The sequence below is a fragment of the Streptomyces sp. 12E genome (assembly GCF_055633275.1).
The window spans coordinates 7,249,397-7,264,326 of record NZ_JBVNCJ010000001.1; the positions used below are offsets into that span (position 1 = coordinate 7,249,397).

Annotated in this window: 13 protein-coding genes and 4 pseudogenes; 7 read left to right on the forward strand and 10 right to left on the reverse strand. The window is 71.1% G+C overall.

The window, feature by feature from the left end:
* Positions 1-153 precede the first annotated feature (153 nt).
* A complete protein-coding gene (locus ACZ8ZB_RS33220; protein ID WP_470741272.1) occupies positions 154-1,497 on the forward strand; it encodes an endonuclease domain-containing protein in 1,344 nt (447 codons plus the stop codon).
* Positions 1,498-1,860: 363 nt separating this feature from the next.
* Here ACZ8ZB_RS33220 and ACZ8ZB_RS33225 read toward each other — a convergent pair whose 3' ends face one another.
* From ACZ8ZB_RS33225 to ACZ8ZB_RS33240, 4 genes and pseudogenes are all read right to left on the reverse strand, one after another.
* Complete coding sequence (locus ACZ8ZB_RS33225) at positions 1,861-2,106, reverse strand: hypothetical protein (protein ID WP_470741646.1); 246 nt, start codon at positions 2,104-2,106, stop codon at positions 1,861-1,863.
* Positions 2,107-2,325: 219 nt separating this feature from the next.
* Positions 2,326-2,553, reverse strand: a pseudogene (locus ACZ8ZB_RS33230) (hypothetical protein); the annotation flags it as partial.
* 90 nt (positions 2,554-2,643) lie between these two features.
* Positions 2,644-2,790, reverse strand: a pseudogene (locus ACZ8ZB_RS33235) (transposase); the annotation flags it as partial.
* Between the two features lie 165 nt (positions 2,791-2,955).
* On the reverse strand, positions 2,956-3,726 hold the full coding sequence (locus ACZ8ZB_RS33240) for a calcium-binding protein (RefSeq protein WP_470741273.1): 771 nt from the start codon (positions 3,724-3,726) through the stop codon (positions 2,956-2,958).
* Between the two features lie 796 nt (positions 3,727-4,522).
* Between ACZ8ZB_RS33240 and ACZ8ZB_RS33245 the strand changes: the two genes are divergently transcribed.
* Positions 4,523-5,197: a lytic polysaccharide monooxygenase auxiliary activity family 9 protein gene (locus ACZ8ZB_RS33245; RefSeq protein ID WP_470741274.1), complete on the forward strand. Its 675-nt coding sequence runs from the start codon at positions 4,523-4,525 to the stop codon at positions 5,195-5,197.
* A gap of 642 nt (positions 5,198-5,839) precedes the next feature.
* Here the strand turns inward: ACZ8ZB_RS33245 and ACZ8ZB_RS33250 are convergent.
* The 4 genes from ACZ8ZB_RS33250 to ACZ8ZB_RS33265 all read right to left on the reverse strand — a co-directional run bounded on the left by ACZ8ZB_RS33250 (position 5,840) and on the right by ACZ8ZB_RS33265 (position 9,682).
* The gene (locus tag ACZ8ZB_RS33250) at positions 5,840-6,265 is read right to left on the reverse strand and encodes a hypothetical protein (protein ID WP_470741275.1); all 426 of its coding nucleotides are present in this window, start codon (positions 6,263-6,265) and stop codon (positions 5,840-5,842) included.
* A gap of 160 nt (positions 6,266-6,425) precedes the next feature.
* Complete coding sequence (gene bla, locus ACZ8ZB_RS33255; RefSeq protein WP_470741276.1) at positions 6,426-7,355, reverse strand: class A beta-lactamase; 930 nt, start codon at positions 7,353-7,355, stop codon at positions 6,426-6,428.
* 267 nt (positions 7,356-7,622) lie between these two features.
* Positions 7,623-8,660 carry an MBL fold metallo-hydrolase gene (locus tag ACZ8ZB_RS33260; RefSeq protein ID WP_470741277.1) on the reverse strand — a complete coding sequence of 346 codons (1,038 nt, stop codon included), beginning with the start codon at positions 8,658-8,660 and terminating at the stop codon, positions 7,623-7,625.
* 83 nt (positions 8,661-8,743) lie between these two features.
* On the reverse strand, positions 8,744-9,682 hold the full coding sequence (locus ACZ8ZB_RS33265) for a serine hydrolase (protein ID WP_470741278.1): 939 nt from the start codon (positions 9,680-9,682) through the stop codon (positions 8,744-8,746).
* Between the two features lie 106 nt (positions 9,683-9,788).
* Between ACZ8ZB_RS33265 and ACZ8ZB_RS33270 the strand changes: the two genes are divergently transcribed.
* Together ACZ8ZB_RS33270 and ACZ8ZB_RS33275 are read left to right on the forward strand one after the other, a co-directional pair.
* Positions 9,789-10,757: a LysR family transcriptional regulator gene (locus ACZ8ZB_RS33270; protein ID WP_470741279.1), complete on the forward strand. Its 969-nt coding sequence runs from the start codon at positions 9,789-9,791 to the stop codon at positions 10,755-10,757.
* A 303-nt stretch (positions 10,758-11,060) separates the two neighbouring features.
* Entirely contained in the window at positions 11,061-11,333 is a 273-nt protein-coding gene (locus tag ACZ8ZB_RS33275) for a hypothetical protein (protein WP_470741280.1), read from the forward strand.
* A gap of 294 nt (positions 11,334-11,627) precedes the next feature.
* On the opposite strand, the gene ACZ8ZB_RS33280 is transcribed toward ACZ8ZB_RS33275, so the two are convergent.
* Positions 11,628-12,005 carry an ArsR/SmtB family transcription factor gene (locus ACZ8ZB_RS33280; RefSeq protein ID WP_470741281.1) on the reverse strand — a complete coding sequence of 126 codons (378 nt, stop codon included), beginning with the start codon at positions 12,003-12,005 and terminating at the stop codon, positions 11,628-11,630.
* A 42-nt stretch (positions 12,006-12,047) separates the two neighbouring features.
* A complete protein-coding gene (locus ACZ8ZB_RS33285; RefSeq protein ID WP_470741282.1) occupies positions 12,048-13,289 on the reverse strand; it encodes a flavin-containing monooxygenase in 1,242 nt (413 codons plus the stop codon).
* Here ACZ8ZB_RS33285 and ACZ8ZB_RS33290 point away from each other — a divergent pair.
* The 3 genes and pseudogenes from ACZ8ZB_RS33290 to ACZ8ZB_RS33300 form a co-directional block, all read left to right on the forward strand.
* Entirely contained in the window at positions 13,195-14,598 is a 1,404-nt protein-coding gene (locus ACZ8ZB_RS33290) for an NAD(P)-binding domain-containing protein (protein ID WP_470741283.1), read from the forward strand. The two genes, ACZ8ZB_RS33285 and ACZ8ZB_RS33290, sit on opposite strands and share 95 nt — an antisense overlap.
* A 33-nt stretch (positions 14,599-14,631) precedes the next feature.
* A pseudogene (locus ACZ8ZB_RS33295) lies at positions 14,632-14,781 on the forward strand (VOC family protein); the annotation flags it as partial.
* A gap of 68 nt (positions 14,782-14,849) precedes the next feature.
* Positions 14,850-14,894: pseudogene (locus tag ACZ8ZB_RS33300) on the forward strand (hypothetical protein); the annotation flags it as partial.
* Positions 14,895-14,930: the final 36 nt, after the last annotated feature.

Sequence of the window (14,930 nt, forward strand, 5' to 3'; positions counted from 1 at the left end):
TCGGCTGAAAGGTGTGGGTTGTGGCCTGACGGTGGCCTTGGATCTGGTCCGGCTGCTCATGCCGGGGCGGGTCCGTGGGCGCATGATCGTCGAGGCCGCAGGTATGGAGGCGCTGTGGGCGGTGTTGCGGAGGTCGGCCGTTAGCCTGTCGGTATGTCAGAGCGTGTCATCCCAGGCTGTACGGACGGTCTGATCACTCTGGGCGCCGCGGACGTTCTGTGGGCCGGCTTGACGGCCGACAGCGCGGTGCCGACGGCTCCCGCGGCGTTCACCCGCTCTCCTGCTCATGCTCAGGCGGGCTACGTCCTGCTCGGCGGCTGTGTGGTGGCGACGGTGAAGACCGGCGGTGGCCGGTGGAGTGTTCCGGAGGCCGAGGTGCGCCGGGCGGCAGCGGAACTGAACGCGGTGGAGATGGATCGCCGGGCTCTGGTCCGTATCGGTCCGTTCCGTGACGGGGCGAAGCAGGAACATCATGAGGAAACGCCGCTGCGATGGCGTCGGCGCATCGCCCGGGAACTGCAGGAACGGGACGAACCCGAGCGGGCTGACGGCCGTCTCTGTCATCTGGCGGGGATCGACTGGCGACGGATACTCGTGGAGCGGACCCGAGACGGAGCACAGCGCACATGGTGGCTGCCGCACGCCGTGGTCAGACTGCTGGACGTGGCCGAGCACACCGAAACGCGGTGGCTGCGAGCCGCGCGGACCCGCCGGGCAGGCGCAACCGCCGCCGGGTCGCCCTCCCGCCACCGGCAGGCCAGAAGCGTCGACACCCCGCGGACGGCGGAGAGTCCCGACCGTCCGGCCGCCCCACCGCGCCCGTACGGCGAGGAACTGAAAGGCCATCTGTACTCGGTACTCAGCAAAAGGCCCGGCATCTCCCGCAAGGTGGCCGGGTGGGCGTGCGCCGTCTGCCGCACCGCACCCGCCGCCGTACTCGACCACTGCCACGAACACGGCTACGTCCGTGCCCCCCTCTGCCACTCCTGCAACACACAAGAACGACCGGACCACCTCTACAGCAGCGACATCCGGGTGGCGAACCGCTACACACGTCTCTTCCACACCGACGCCGCCGACTGGCTCCGTCACTGGCACCGCTGCTCCGGCTGCCGCGCCCGCACCACCCTGCCCCTGCCCCACCTCGCCGCATGGACCGCCCACACAGCCTGCCGGTCCCTGCGCCCGACCCACCGCGACCCCATTAGCTCCCGCGGGCGTAAACCCTGCGGTGCGCTACGCGTGTCCTGGACCGGCAGCCACCGTGCGCCCGGTTCCTGCCTGTTCACTGTCGCCGTCGACCTGTGCCCCTCCGGTGAGCATCGTGTCCTGGCGCACGTCCCCTACCGCGAAGCCGCCGAGCGGTTTCGCACCTGGCTGGCCGAGACCGTCCCTGCCGTGGCGGCCGAGGCCGGACCCGACCGCCTGGACGGCCTCCCCGCCCGGTTCCGGCCGGTCATCGCGGACACCAGCAGCGAGGGCCTGGCACTTTTCTGAGCCCACGATGACAGGTCCGGCACCAACGCCGGCCGGACCATGACGAGATCACCGAGTGGTCGTCGATACATCGTTCCAGCGGACGTGACCGCGACGGGGCACGTCCACATGCCGGCCGTCACGGGACGGCCCCGCTCCCGCACCCGCGGGGAACGGTCCCCAGCCGCCCACGGTCTTCGGGACCGTAAGACGTTCGGTGTGACTCCAGACCATGGAAGATGCGTCGATGACCGGTGAGAACGTGTCCGAGTCCGAGGCCGTCGAGCCCACAAAGGCTGCTGACCAGGGTGAATACAGAAGTCCGGCTGGAGTGTCAGGCCAGTTCACCTGTGGCCGGGAGGGCCAGGCGGTGCGCCTCGCGTATCAACTGTGACCGGTGGGCTCCTCATCGTCGCGGTCGTCAGGCGCGGCGCCTTCTTCGGCCTCGATGCCCTCGAGAGGTTTGCCCGCCGTCGTGCCCCGTTCCGGTTGGTAACCCTCCTTGCTGCTCGCTGTGCCTGGGATGGAACGGTCCTGGGCCTGGCTCTCCGCACCCGAGTGCGATCCAGGCTCCTCGGGGTCGCGGGCCCGGCCGTAGCCGTCCTCGTGGCGGTTTTCATGGCTGGCCATGTCTGTGCCCTTCCGTGTCGGGTCATCGCCGGGTTCCCTCGGGTGCGATACCGGAAACGGCGGCGCACCACGGGGCCCGCGGGGTTCCCCACCAGAGGGTGAGCCGGTCGTCCTGGTCGGCCGACGCGTCCACGGTCCGGCGACATCACGCACCTGCAGCGGTCTGCCCCCGGCCGGGCCGGGGGAGCCGGCGTCGGCCGGATCGCCCGCCGAATCGGTCCACACCGCGTCCCGGCGGGGTGCGAGGCGCCCGGTGGTCCGCCGGTAGGAACGCAGCGCGGCGAGCTCGGCTTCCCACGCCTCCTCGCCCGGTTCCCAGACCATCCCGGCCTTCGGCGGGTCGAGCAGTTCCTTGCGGCGCGGCTCCAGCTCGCCCGCCCGTAGCGCCTTGCGCTGCTGAGGCACTCACCTGCCCGGCGGGAACGCCTTCGTCACGCCGACCTCGACGCCGGCCCGGCGATCCCTTCGTTCTCGTCGCGCCGCAGGGCCTCCCTCGGCCCCGGAGCGGTTCGCACCATCACGGGGGAAGGCCCGCACGGAGATCTCCCCGTGCGTCAGCCCCTTGGCCGACAGTGACAGGACCATCTCGTCCACCCCGCCCGGATGTCGCCGGCGCTTTCTGGCCAGTTACGGCTCGAACGACCCGGCCCGGTCCCGCGGCACCGCGATCTCGACCGGCCCGACTCGGTGATCACCGTTTCCGCCGGGTCACCTCGTGTCGCGCGGAAACCCGCCGTCTGCGACGTTCGCGGTTGACGCGGCTCGGGTGGCGGGTAGCCGACAGCGGTGGCCCGGCGCCCGCGACGCTGTTCACGCCGCGGGCCAGGGCCTCCGGGCATGAAGGCGCGCTTACGGGAGGACGATGTCGCGGCCGGGCCCGCCTTCGAGGACGTCCTTTCCGGTGCCACCGCAGACGAGGTCGTCGCCGCCTTCGCCGTCCAGTGTGTCGTTGCCGGGGCCGCCGAGGACGATGTCGCGGCCGTCCCCGCCCATGGCGTGATCGTCGCCGGGGCCGGCGTGCACGGTGTCGTCGCCGCCGTAGCCCTCGATCATGTCGTCGCCCCGGCCACCCCACATCCGCTGGTTGCTGCTGTCACCCATCAGGTGGTCCATGCCGTCGCCGCCGTAGAGGGCCGCGGGTCCCATGACCATGTCGTTCCCCGCGTCGCCCAGCACCGTGCGTGCGGTGTGGGCGTGCAGTTCGTCGTCGCCGGGGCCGCCGCTGACGCTGCCGATCCCGGGGGTGAAGGCGGCGATCGTGTCGTTGCCGTCGCCGAGGAAGACGTCGATCCTGTCGGGCCGGGAGCTGTCGGCGGGCAGTTCGCAGACGACGGAGGTGGTCTCCTCGGGTCTGGAGTACGCACAGTGGTCGCCCGGCTCGAGCGGGACCACGTCGCTGAAGCCGATCCGCCGGATCCCGTCGCTGGTGTACATGGAGAATATGTTGAGGTTGTTGGTCTGTCCTGCAGCGGCGGTGAAGACGATCGACTGAGTCGACCAGTCGGCTCCGACGCGGGCCTCCGCCTCGGCGGCGGTGGCGGCGGCTGCCGGAACGACGGCGAGGCCGGCGGTGAACAGGGTCACGGCGACCGCGCTGACGGTAACTCGGTTTCGGTTCACAAGACCTCATCTCGGTGGAGCGACGGGGACCGATCTGCTTGGTGCGGTACTGCCGGAGACCGGGCGGACCCGGTCGTGAAGGCAGTCTCCCCCGCTGCTCCAGATCTGCAAGACCGCGAATCGACGCGGCGTCACGATGAGCCGACATTCCTCCGGATATGAGGGTTGTGCTTATTTGCCAGGCATGTTCCCGGTGTCGCCGCGGCAGGGTTTGCTAGCTCGATTCCGGTTCGGCAAAGGTGAGTTGGCCGACGCATTCGATGGTTGGGATTGTCGGAGGAACGGAAGGCGGCTGCCCGGGCACGGACGGGGGACTTCGCCCTCAGGCGGAACGAATCATGGTCGGATTCGCCGAGGCGGAAGCGGTGTTGGAACGCCGGGTGATGGACCGGGAGGAGCTCGCCGGGGCCCGGCCGCTCCGCGTTCCCCGCCCGAAGCGCCCTACAGTCACGGCTCCCACCGGGCAACTTGCCCGGCGAGGCCAACTGGGGCGTACGAAAGCGCACATCGGGACCCGAGGTCTCGCGTGCCGTGGAACCGGACAGCCCTCACGCCAGAACCAGGTCCCGTCGCCATGCGGCGAACGCCCCTTCCCGGCGCCGTCCCGCACGCCGGTCCGGACCGCGTCCTCGCTCTCCGGCCCCGGGAACGGTTCTGACTTCCGGATCACGGCGGATTCCCTGCTCGCCGCCATCTTTATGATCAACTCCGTTTGTTTCATTGACATTTCACTCAGAAGACGTACTGTTGGGAGCGCTCCCATGACAGTCTTGCAACTGGAAGGAGTTCCCCCCACATGCGCAAAAAGAGTCCGTTGACCGGGCGTTCACGGTCGTCCCTCCGTCGGCCCCTCCAGGCGCTCCTCATGGTGTTCGCCGTGGTCGTCGGCGCACTGGCCTGGTCGGTCCCTGCCCAGGCTCACGGCACCATCGTCAACCCCGCCTCCCGCGCGTACCAGTGCTGGAAGACGTGGGGCAGCAACCACATGAGCCCGGCCATGCAGACCGAAGACCCCATGTGTTATCAGGCATTCCAGGCCAACGCCGACACCATGTGGAACTGGATGAGCGCGCTCCGCGACGGCCTCGGCGGCCAGTTCCAGGCACGGACCCCCGACGGGACGCTCTGCAGCAACAACCTCTCGAGGAACGCCAGCCTGAACAAGCCCGGACAGTGGAAGACGACCAACATCAGCAACAACTTCACGGTCCAGCTGCACGACCAGGCCTCCCACGGTGCCGACTACTTCAGGGTCTACGTGAGCAAGCAGGGCTTCAACCCCAAGACCCAGACCCTGGGCTGGGGCAACCTCGACTTCATCACGCAGACCGGCCGCTTCGCCCCGGCGCAGGACATCAGGTTCAACGTCAACACCTCCGGCTACACCGGACACCACATCCTGTTCGTGATCTGGCAGGCCTCGCACCTCGACCAGGCCTACATGTGGTGCAGCGACGTGAACTTCGGCTGAGCCGGAGAGCGCCGCACACGGCACCGGCCGCTGCCGGGCGCCGGTAACCCACCGCACGGCCGACCGAGCTCCGTCGGGGCAGGGGACCCATTTGCCCACCCTGCCTCGACGGGGCTTCCTGCGTTCCTGGTGTGGACGCACCCGATCGCGCGGCAGTCGCACGGCAGCCGGATCCCCGCCGGGGCGTATCGCGCCGCCCGGCGTACCCGCCCCGCCCTGGCCTTCCCCGGTCGTCGGCAGCTCCCGGGGACCTCATGCCCTGCCGAAGCTCCCCCGGAGCACGCCTCACTCACGACGTGGGAAGCGATTGCCGGTGACGGGGCGGCTGGTCGCTCAGGGCTGCACCGCATCGAGCGGCAACACGCGAGGGAAGACGACCATGACGTGGCCGGGTGCGGGACTCGTGAAGTCGTCGCTGCTGGTGGAGGGCTCGCGCGCGAGTTCTCTCGACGGTGGCTGGAATGCTGGACCAGTGCTCGTCTCATTGCCGTACCGGGCCACCCGGGCGTTGCCGTCCGTGCCTGCGGTCCTGCTGCACCCCACACCGGCGGGGAGGACGCGGGGGTGTTCCGGTGCCGGAGCGCTTATGTCACCACAACGACCCGCATCACAGGAAGCAGCACCTTGATTCTCTGCGAGCCCTCAGCTGCCCGGTTCCGCTCTGCTGTCGGCCTCGTCAGGGGCCGTCCGGCTCGAATCGACCCCGGCCAGCCCCGTCCCGAGAAGGACGTACGCGGCGAGGGCCGGGACCGGTATGTGCCCGCCCGCGCGGTCGATGTCATCGATGCAGTACCCGGAGAGCCCCGCCCAGACCAGCCCACCGACGAGTACGAGCACGGCGCTGCCGGTCTCGCCCATCACCCTCATGCCGGCCCACAGCAGGAGGGGCATGAGAGCCCAGGAAGCGGCTGTGGTGAGCAGGAACTCGAAGGCGCCGGAGAACATCGTGTGCTCGTCCGTGACCCTACTGGCGCGGGCCCAGGCGTAGCCGGCGGACATCAGGGTGTGGCAGGCCGCGGTGGCGGCGACGACGGCGAGAGCGCCTTTGGCGTGCCGTACGTACTGCATGGCGGACCTCCTTGTCCGTCGCGGCCGGTGGGGGCACGTTGCGACCGGCCCGCACCGTCCACCGCTCTCGCGGCCTGACCGGCCGCATCGGTCGTTGCCCCGTGGACGACTTCGCGCGTGCGTCCTTGTCGCGCTGACCATGCGCTGGGCCGGCGGCCGGTCAGAGTCTGCCGAGAGCCGTGGCCAGTGCGGTGGCGGTGGATGCGATCACCTTGTCGTCGTGGCCGGTGTCGTCGTGGCCGCGGTTGGTGAACACCGCCAGGACGATCGGCATGTCCGATCCGGGTGGCCAGGCGATCGCCAGGTCGTTGGCGGTGCCGTGGTTGCTTGCGCCGCCGGTGCCGGTTTTGCTGCCGATCGTCCAGTTCTTCGGGAGTCCTGCCTTGATCCGGTTGGCGCCGGTGAGGCTGGCCTCCAGCCAGCCGACCAGCCGCGCTCGGTCGCCGGCCTGAAGGGTGTCACCGGTGGTGAGTTCGGTGAAGGTCCGCGCCGCCGCCGCGGGGGTGGTGGTGTCCCGCACCTCGCCGGGTTCCCACTCGGTCAGCCAAGGTTCCGGCCGGTCCAGGCGACTCGTCCGGTCACCGACGGTGCGGAAGAACGCGGTCAGCCCGTACGGCCCGCCGATCTGCTCCAGGAGCATGTTGCCAGCGAACCCGTCGGACTTGGTGATCCCGGCGCGGCACAGTTGCGCGGGCGTCATCCCGGTGTCGGTGTACTCGGTGGTTTCCGGAGAGTTCGCGGTCAATCCGGCCATGTCGGCGGACTTCCAGCGCACCACCTGGTCCATCAGCCCCGGCTCACTGGTACGCGCCCTGTCCAGTACCGCCGCGCACGCGAACACCTTGAACGAGGAGTTGAACGGGAAACGCTCGTCGGCCCGGTACCCGACCGTCCGACCGTTCTCCAGGTCGATACCCACCGCGCCGATCCGCCCGTCGTAGGACTTCTCAAGTGCTCGCAGCGTCTTGGTCAGGCCGGAGCCGGGAGAGGCGTCGCCCTGTGCCCGGGGGGCGACGCTTGAGGCGACCGTCTCACCAGTGGCGCTCGTGTCGCCGGTGGCACCCGCTGCACAGGCGGTGCTTCCCGACAACACGGAAACAATCAGCGCCGCGAGCCGTAAGCGCAAGCGGAGATGCCGTCTCGAGCTGAGAAGGGGACCAGGAACCATCAAGGAGTATCCAATCTCAATACGGAGCGTCCCGTCATACTGACATGGCTGTCGACGACTGTCCGGGCCAAGCAGTGCCGAAGGTCCGTTGCCGCCCCGGCACGGGTGTGACCGCAGTGCGGGGGAGCCCGCGCCGGCAGGGCCGGACCTGCCGGGCCGACGGCTCCGCACCGGCCTGGCAGGCCTCGCTCACCGGCGTGCGGGCCGCATGTCGCCGTCGTACACGGTGCGGTAGTCCGGGACGACGATCCGGGAGGCCGGGGACGCCTCCCCGACCTGGGAGAGGAAGGTGTCGAGGTCCATCGCCGGGTCGCGGACCGGGGAACCGCTCAGCGGCAGCTCGAAGTTGTCCCAGTGGACGGGAACGACGACACCGGGGGAGTCCAGGGCATCCAGCAGCCGGGGCACGTAGCGGTGGGTGGTGCTGGTGACGCCGGGCAGGGCGATCATCGCGAGGTCGGGACGCAGGCCCCGCACCGCCCGCTCGGAGAAGTCGCTGGCCCCCATGAGGAAGGCTGACGGGCCGCGCTCTCCGGCCGTGACCCGGAAGGCCAGGGTGTCGCCCTCGGGCAGGTCCGCGATGGTGCGGGGAGTCTTCGCCGGCGGGGCGTTCAGCGTGCCCGGGGCGAAGTACGCGCAGTTCTTGTTGCGGCTGTGCAGACTGGGCACGACCTCGACGGTGACCGTGCCGATGTCCAGTACCTCGCCGCCCTTCACCACGGAGATCTGTCCCGGGTCGACTCCGAGGGCGGTGAGCAGATGGTACGTGGTCTCGGTGCCGATGACGCGTGAGCCGGTGGCCTTGGCGATGTACGGCACGTCCCCGAGGTGGTCCCAGTGGGAGTGGCTCACCAGCACCAGGTCGGGGCGGCCGATGTGCGCGTCCACGACCTCGGGGTCCGTCCTCAGCTCGGTCTCCGGGTCGAGACCGCTGCCGAACAGCCCAGTGGGGAAACGGGTGAGGTAGGGGTCGAAGAGCACGGTGCGGCCGCCCACGTCGATGCGCCAGCCCGTGGTGCCGAGCCAGCGGAACGACACGGAACGGGCGCTCCGGTCACCGTCCCGGTCGCGGCCGGCGGACGCGGATGTGGTGGCTGCGGTGGCCGCTGTGGCCGGGATCAGCGGGGCCGCCGCACCGAGCGCGGCGCCCCGCAGCACCGTACGGCGGTCGAACCTGCGACGAGGGGAGACGCCCGGTTCGCCCGGGGCGTGTATGTCCTGGGTCATGACGTCAGCAGATCAAGGGGCGAAGCCCCTTGTCCAAGACCGGAGTCGGGCACATCCGATACGCGAACGGGTATACGCCCCGGTCAGCGGCCGTCACCGCGGAGGAAAGCGGCCGCGAATCCGGCGGCCCGGCCGATCGCCGCGTCCACCGTGGCACGGGATGCGGTCAATTCGTGCGTGCGCGCGAACACGGCGATCGCGTAGCACTCGCCGTCCGGATAACGGGCGACGCCCGCCTCCATGTGCAGTCCGGGCAGGGTGCCGGTCTTGGCCGCGACCGAGACGTCGTCCGGGAAACCCGACACCAGCCGGTGGCGGAACAGCTGCCTGCCCATCAGATCGCGGACGAGCGCACAGGCCTCCGGCGGCCCGGCGGCATCGGTCCAGACGAGCCGGAGCAACCGTGTGATCTCGCGGGGTGTACTGGCCGTGGTGTGGCGGGGATCCAGCACCGCCAGCCGTCTCTTCCGCTCGTCCGGCAGGGCCGGGTAGCGCACGGCGAACTCCCTCTCGTCGCGTGCCCCCACCTCCGCGAGCATCGACTCCAGCAGGTGCCGCGGGCCGCCCACGACGCGCGTCCGCTCCAGGCCGAGTTCCTGCGCGAGCAGTCGCACGGTGTCCAGACCGACCCGGTCCAGCAGCAGGTCGGCGGCTGAGTTGTCGCTGACCGACATCGCGAAGTAGGCCAGGTCGCGCAACGACAGCTCGACGTCGTCCAGGCAGCCGGCGGTGCCCCAGCCGCCGAGTCGGTCGGCCGACGTCACCCGCACCCGCTCCCGCGGATCGAGCTGGCCGGCCACGACCTGCCGGGCGAACTCCAGCACCAGCAGCACCTTGAAGATCGAAGCGATGACCACGGCGTCGTCGGCGCCCACGGCGACCTCACGGACATCCCGCTCGTCGTCGGTCCCCCCGGCGGCCGGCGTGCGCGCACGAACGGGAACAGCGTGCAACTGTCCCCTCGCGCCCGCCTCGGTGAAGACCTGCCGGATCCGATCCTCGATCGCTGTTCGCGTGCTCATCACTGTTCACCCCCGGACATCGACGTGCCCCGTCATCAGCTGGTCCACCGGCCGTCGGCAGGCCGGCCCATTTCCTCAAGACGGCTTTCGCATAGGATCCTTGGCCGTGGATCTCTTGCGCCACCTGCGTCTTTTCGTCACCGTAGCCGACGAGCTGCACTTCAGCAGGGCCGCCGAGCGGCTGGGCATGGCCCAGCCGCCGCTCAGCCAGGCGATCCGCAGGCTGGAGAAGGAACTCGGAGCCGAACTGTTCGACCGCTCTCAGCGCGGTGTCCGGCTGAGCGCCGCCGGGGCGGCGCTGCTGGAGGAGGCACACGAACTCCTCGACCGGGAGAAGAGGCTGCGCACCCTGGCCCGCCGCGCCGCCGACGGCGGCCTCGGCACGCTCCGCGCGGGCGTCCCGCCCGACACCACGGCCGCCGTGCTGTCCGCGCTGCTGGCCTCCTGCGCGGAGCACGCTCCGGGGCTCTCCGTCGACCTGCAGGAGGTCGCCACCGAGGAGCAGGTGCGGCTGCTCTCCTCCGGAGGGCTGGACGTCGGACTCGTGCACCACCCCGTCGACGCCACCGCACTGCACCTCGGCCCCGAGGTCCTTCTGGACCTGGGCGTCGTCCTGCCCCGTACTTCCCCCCTGGCACGGCTGCCGGAAGTGCCGCTCGGCGACCTCCCGGGCCACGACCTGGTGCTGTTTCCGCGGGCGCACGCGCCCGGCTGGTACGACCGGATCCTCGACGTGTGCCGCGCCGAAGGATTCGTCCCCGGCCGTCTCCGCCACGCCTCCAACCCCGAGTTCCTGCTCGCCCTCGTGACGGCGGGCCACGGAGTCGCCTTCGACTCGGGGCCGGTGGCCCGCAAGGAGCCCCGCGTCGCCTGGCGGCCCCTGGCCGACCGCCCCCTCACCCTGCGCGTCAGCGGCGCCTGGCCCGTCGGCCGCGGGGCCCACCCGGCCGCCCGCCGCTTCGCGGAGCTCGCGGCCGACGTCCTGGCCCGCGACCACACGGCGGCCTCGGGACGCGCGGGCGTTCCCCTCCCCCCGGACGACGCCCCACGCCCGTGGTCCGTGGTCTACGGCTGAACACCCGCACACCGGCCACACACCTCGCACTCCGCGTCCGACGAACACCCTGCTCGGGCATTGCCCAAGCGGTCTCCCCGGTAGGGTGACGTCCTGACCCGGGAGTGTCGCCCGTGCGGGACCATCCCCGCGGGTGCCTCGCCACCGGCGAGGCGTCCAGCCGTCCCGCCCACCACGAAGCCGGCACCAAGCCCCGCCGCGGCACCTGAAGCTCTGCCCGCCTGACCCGTCAGGAAGCCGACGAGGTTGGATGGCTCCATGGCGAGACGAAAGCGGGAGGAGAAGGGGTCACCTCCCTTCGGCATGCCGAAGGGCATCGTTCTGCTGGCGGCGCCGGAAGGCTGGCGCCACAGTGTCCTCACCGTGGAAGGCGGGATGCTCTGCGGGCGCCTCGCCGATGTTCCGGTCAACGCCGGCCCAGCCGAGGCACGGGCCGCCGCGGCGGCCATGATGGTGGGACTCGCACATGACTTCCACGAAGTACACATCGACGTGACCTGGGATCCGCCTCGGGAACCCGGTTCCTGGACCGCCCAGGTCACCGTTGCCTCGACCCCGCCGAACACCTGCGGTTGAACGCCAAGCCAAGCCGACGCGCGCTCGTCCGCCCTTCGACGGCATGTCAGAGGCTGCTCCTACGCTTCCAGCTGTGAACGCGGATGATCTTGTATGGCAGGCGAACGACCACGGCGGCCTTTTTCCCCGGAAAGCAGGTCTTCTGCTGGAGCACGGTCACCTGGACCTGGTGATCCGGGAGGCGGAGGAGCGCGGCGAGTGGTTCTGCGCGGAGCGCGCGGCGCAGGAGCTGTGCCGGTCGGGCGAGTTCGGGCGCAGCGGCCCTGGGCGCCGCCGGCGGACGTCCGCGTGTGGTCATGCTGTAGCCGAGGCGCCTGCCAGCAGTTGGCCCATGTCGGCGAGCACGGACGGCTCGACGCGGTAGTAGACCCAGGTGCCGCGCCGCTCGGAGGTGAGCAGACCGGCCTCTTTGAGCTTCTTCAGGTGGTGGGAGACGGTCGGCTGGGAGACGCCGACGTCGGAGATGTCGCACACGCACGCCTCCCCGCCCTCGTGCGAGGCCACGGCGGAGAACAGCCGCAGGCGGACCGGGTCACCGAGGGCCTTGAACATCCGCGCCGCACTCTCAGCCTCCTCGGCGTTCATCGGGCGCTCGGTCAGCGGCGGGCAGCACGGCGCCGCGCCCTGACCGTCGGCGGGCTCGAGCAGCGGCAGCGCCTTCGCATTCGACATGCGCCTATGTTGACACATGTCGAACCAGTGCGGGGAGGGTCGTCACCGGCGCTGACGCAGGTGGTCGGTCGCCGGGCGATCCGCTCCGCGTCCCGGCCCGCGCCGCGCAGCGAGTTCGACGACGAGCCGCGCTGCCACTCCAGCCCCTGGCACGTTCGTGGCGAGGTCCTCGCGGTGCCGGGGTTCCCGGCGGCGTCGAGGGCGCCGTCGAGGCCGGTGAGGTAGGTCAGGTCGGGGTGGTAGCCGGTGGCGAACGGCGATCGTGTCGACTTCCTCTCGCTCGCCGTTCGGCCAGAGGAGCCTGGTTCCGTCGACGCCGCTGAACATCGCTCGCCGCTCGGGCTGTCCGGCGGCCCGGTGGCGGCCGTCGTCGAGGACCGGCTGCGCCGGCGGGCGCGTCGTGGGCCGGCCGAGAGGTGCGGTGTCCAGGCCCGTGCGGGTCAGCCACCAGTGCAGGTCGCGGCCGAGGACGCGCCGCGCCGCGGACTTCACCGGTGCCCGGGTGGCGAGCGTGACGCGGGCGGTCCTGGCGAGTTCGGCGGCGATCCGCACCGCGGAGTTCCCGGCCCCGACCACGACCACCCTGCGGTCGGTGAACGGGGCAGGGCTGCGGTGGTCGGCGGCGTGCAGCACCTGGCCGGCGTACTCCTCCAGGCCCGGCAGCGCCGGCCGGTGCGGGCGTCCGAACGTCCCGGAAGCCGCCACGACGGCCCGCGCGGACGGTCGGTCGCCGCCCTCCAGCTCCACTGTGGAGACGTCGCAGGTGCGCCGGACCGCGGTGACGCGGCAGCCGGTGCGGATCTCGGCGTCCAGTCGGTCGGCGTAGGCGTTGAGGTAGGCGACGACCTCGTCGCGGTGCGGGTAGCGGTCGCGGTCGGCACCGGGGAACGGCATCCCGGGCAGGGAGCTGTACCGGGCGGGCGAGAACAGCGTGAGGCTGTCGTAATAGTGCGGCCACGATCCGGCCGTGGTACCGGATGCCTCCAGCACCACCGGTCGCACCCCGCAGCGCAGCGAGGCGGAGGCGGCTGCAAGCCCCGACTGGCCGCCGCCGATGACGGCGACATCGATGTGGTCCCCTCGGCAAACCCTTGATTTCGATGAATGTCTATGTTGACGTTCATCAATACAGATGGCATGCTGGGCCGCGCAAGCCATCGATGTATATCGAAACAAGCGAGGAGTCACCGTGAACGCGCCCGTCACCACCGAGCTGCCCGTCATCGTGATCGGGGCCGGACCCGTCGGCCTTGCCGCCGCCGCCCACCTGACCGAGCGCGGCATCGAACCGCTCGTCCTGGAGGCAGGCGACAGTGCCGGCGCGGCCGTGCGCGAGTGGAGCCATGTGCGCCTGTTCTCCACCTGGGGGGAGGTCGTCGATCCGGTCGCCGAGAAGCTGCTGGCCCCCACGGGCTGGACCAGGCCGGACCCGGCGACGTACCCCTCGGGCGGTGACTGGGCGGAGCAGTACCTGCAGCCACTCGCCGACGTCCTCGGCGGCACCGTCCGCACCGGCGTCCGCGTCACCGGTGTCTCCCGCACAGGACGCGACCGGATCGTGGACGCCGACCGCGAGACCCAGCCCTTCGTCGTCCACGTCGCCCACGCCGACGGCCGTGAAGAGCGCCTCTTCGCCCGCGCCGTGATCGACGCCTCCGGCACCTGGACCACCCCGTCCCCGGCCGGCGCCAGCGGACTGCCCGCCCTCGGCGAGAAGGCGGCGGCCGACCGCATCACCCACCGCGTCCCCGACCTCAAGGACCCCGCCGTCCGCGCCCGCTACGCCGGCAAGCGCACCGCCGTCATCGGTTCCGGCGCCTCCGCCTTCACCGCGCTCGCCCACCTCGCCGACCTGGCCAGGTCCGAGGACGGCACGGGGACGCACGGGGTGTGGATCCTGCGCCGCGGCATCTCCGGTCCCACCTTCGGCGGCGGCGCCGCCGACCGGCTCCCCGCCCGCGGCGCCCTCGGACTGGCGGCGAAGGCCGCCGTCGTCGACGGCCACGCGGACGCGGTCACCGGATTCCGTACCGAGGCGATCGAGCGTGACCCCGACGGTCGCCTGGTCCTGGTCGGCGAGGACGGGCGCCGCCTCGCCCCGGTGGACGAGGTGATCGTCCTGACCGGCTTCCGCCCCGACCTGACCTTCCTCTCCGAGCTGCGCCTGGGCCTCGACGAACGCCTGCAGGCACCCGTCGGGCTGGCCCCGCTGATCGACCCCAACCAGCACTCCTGCGGCACCGTCCACCCGCACGGCCACCGCGAGCTCTCCCACCCCGAACAGGGCGTCCATCTGGTCGGGATGAAGTCCTACGGCCGCGCCCCCACCTTCCTGGCCATGACCGGCTACGAGCAGGTCCGCTCCGTCACCGCCGCCATCGCCGGCGACCTCGAGTCCGCCGACCGCGTCGAACTCACCCTCCCCGAGACCGGAGTCTGCGGCGGCGCCGGCCTGTTCGACACACCCGACACCCTCCAGCAGACCGACGGCGGCGGCTGCTGCGCGCCCGCGCCGCAGCTCGTCCGGCTCGGCACGCCTGCGACAGCAGGCGCAACCGTCGAGGAGGCCCCGGCAGGCGGCTGCTGCGGCTGACCCGGACCCCTACCCACCAGCAGGAAGCACGTCATGTCCCGCGTGCGGTTGGCCCTTCGCGTCCCCGACCTCCATGCAGCGATCACCTTCCCCAGCAAGCCGTTCGACGCCGAGCTCGCCAAACTCCGCGACGGCTGCGCCGACTTCGCCATCGCCGAGCCCTCGCTCAAGCTCGTCCTCCTCCGGTTCCGCATGGACGACGTCTCGCTCAACGGCAAGGAGTACGCCCCACGGCGAAAACCGGACCGGCGGTGAAGGCCAACCAGCACGGCTGCCTCCCCGACGGTCCCAAGCGCGCGACGGTGGTCACCGATGCGGTCACACCGCTGTCG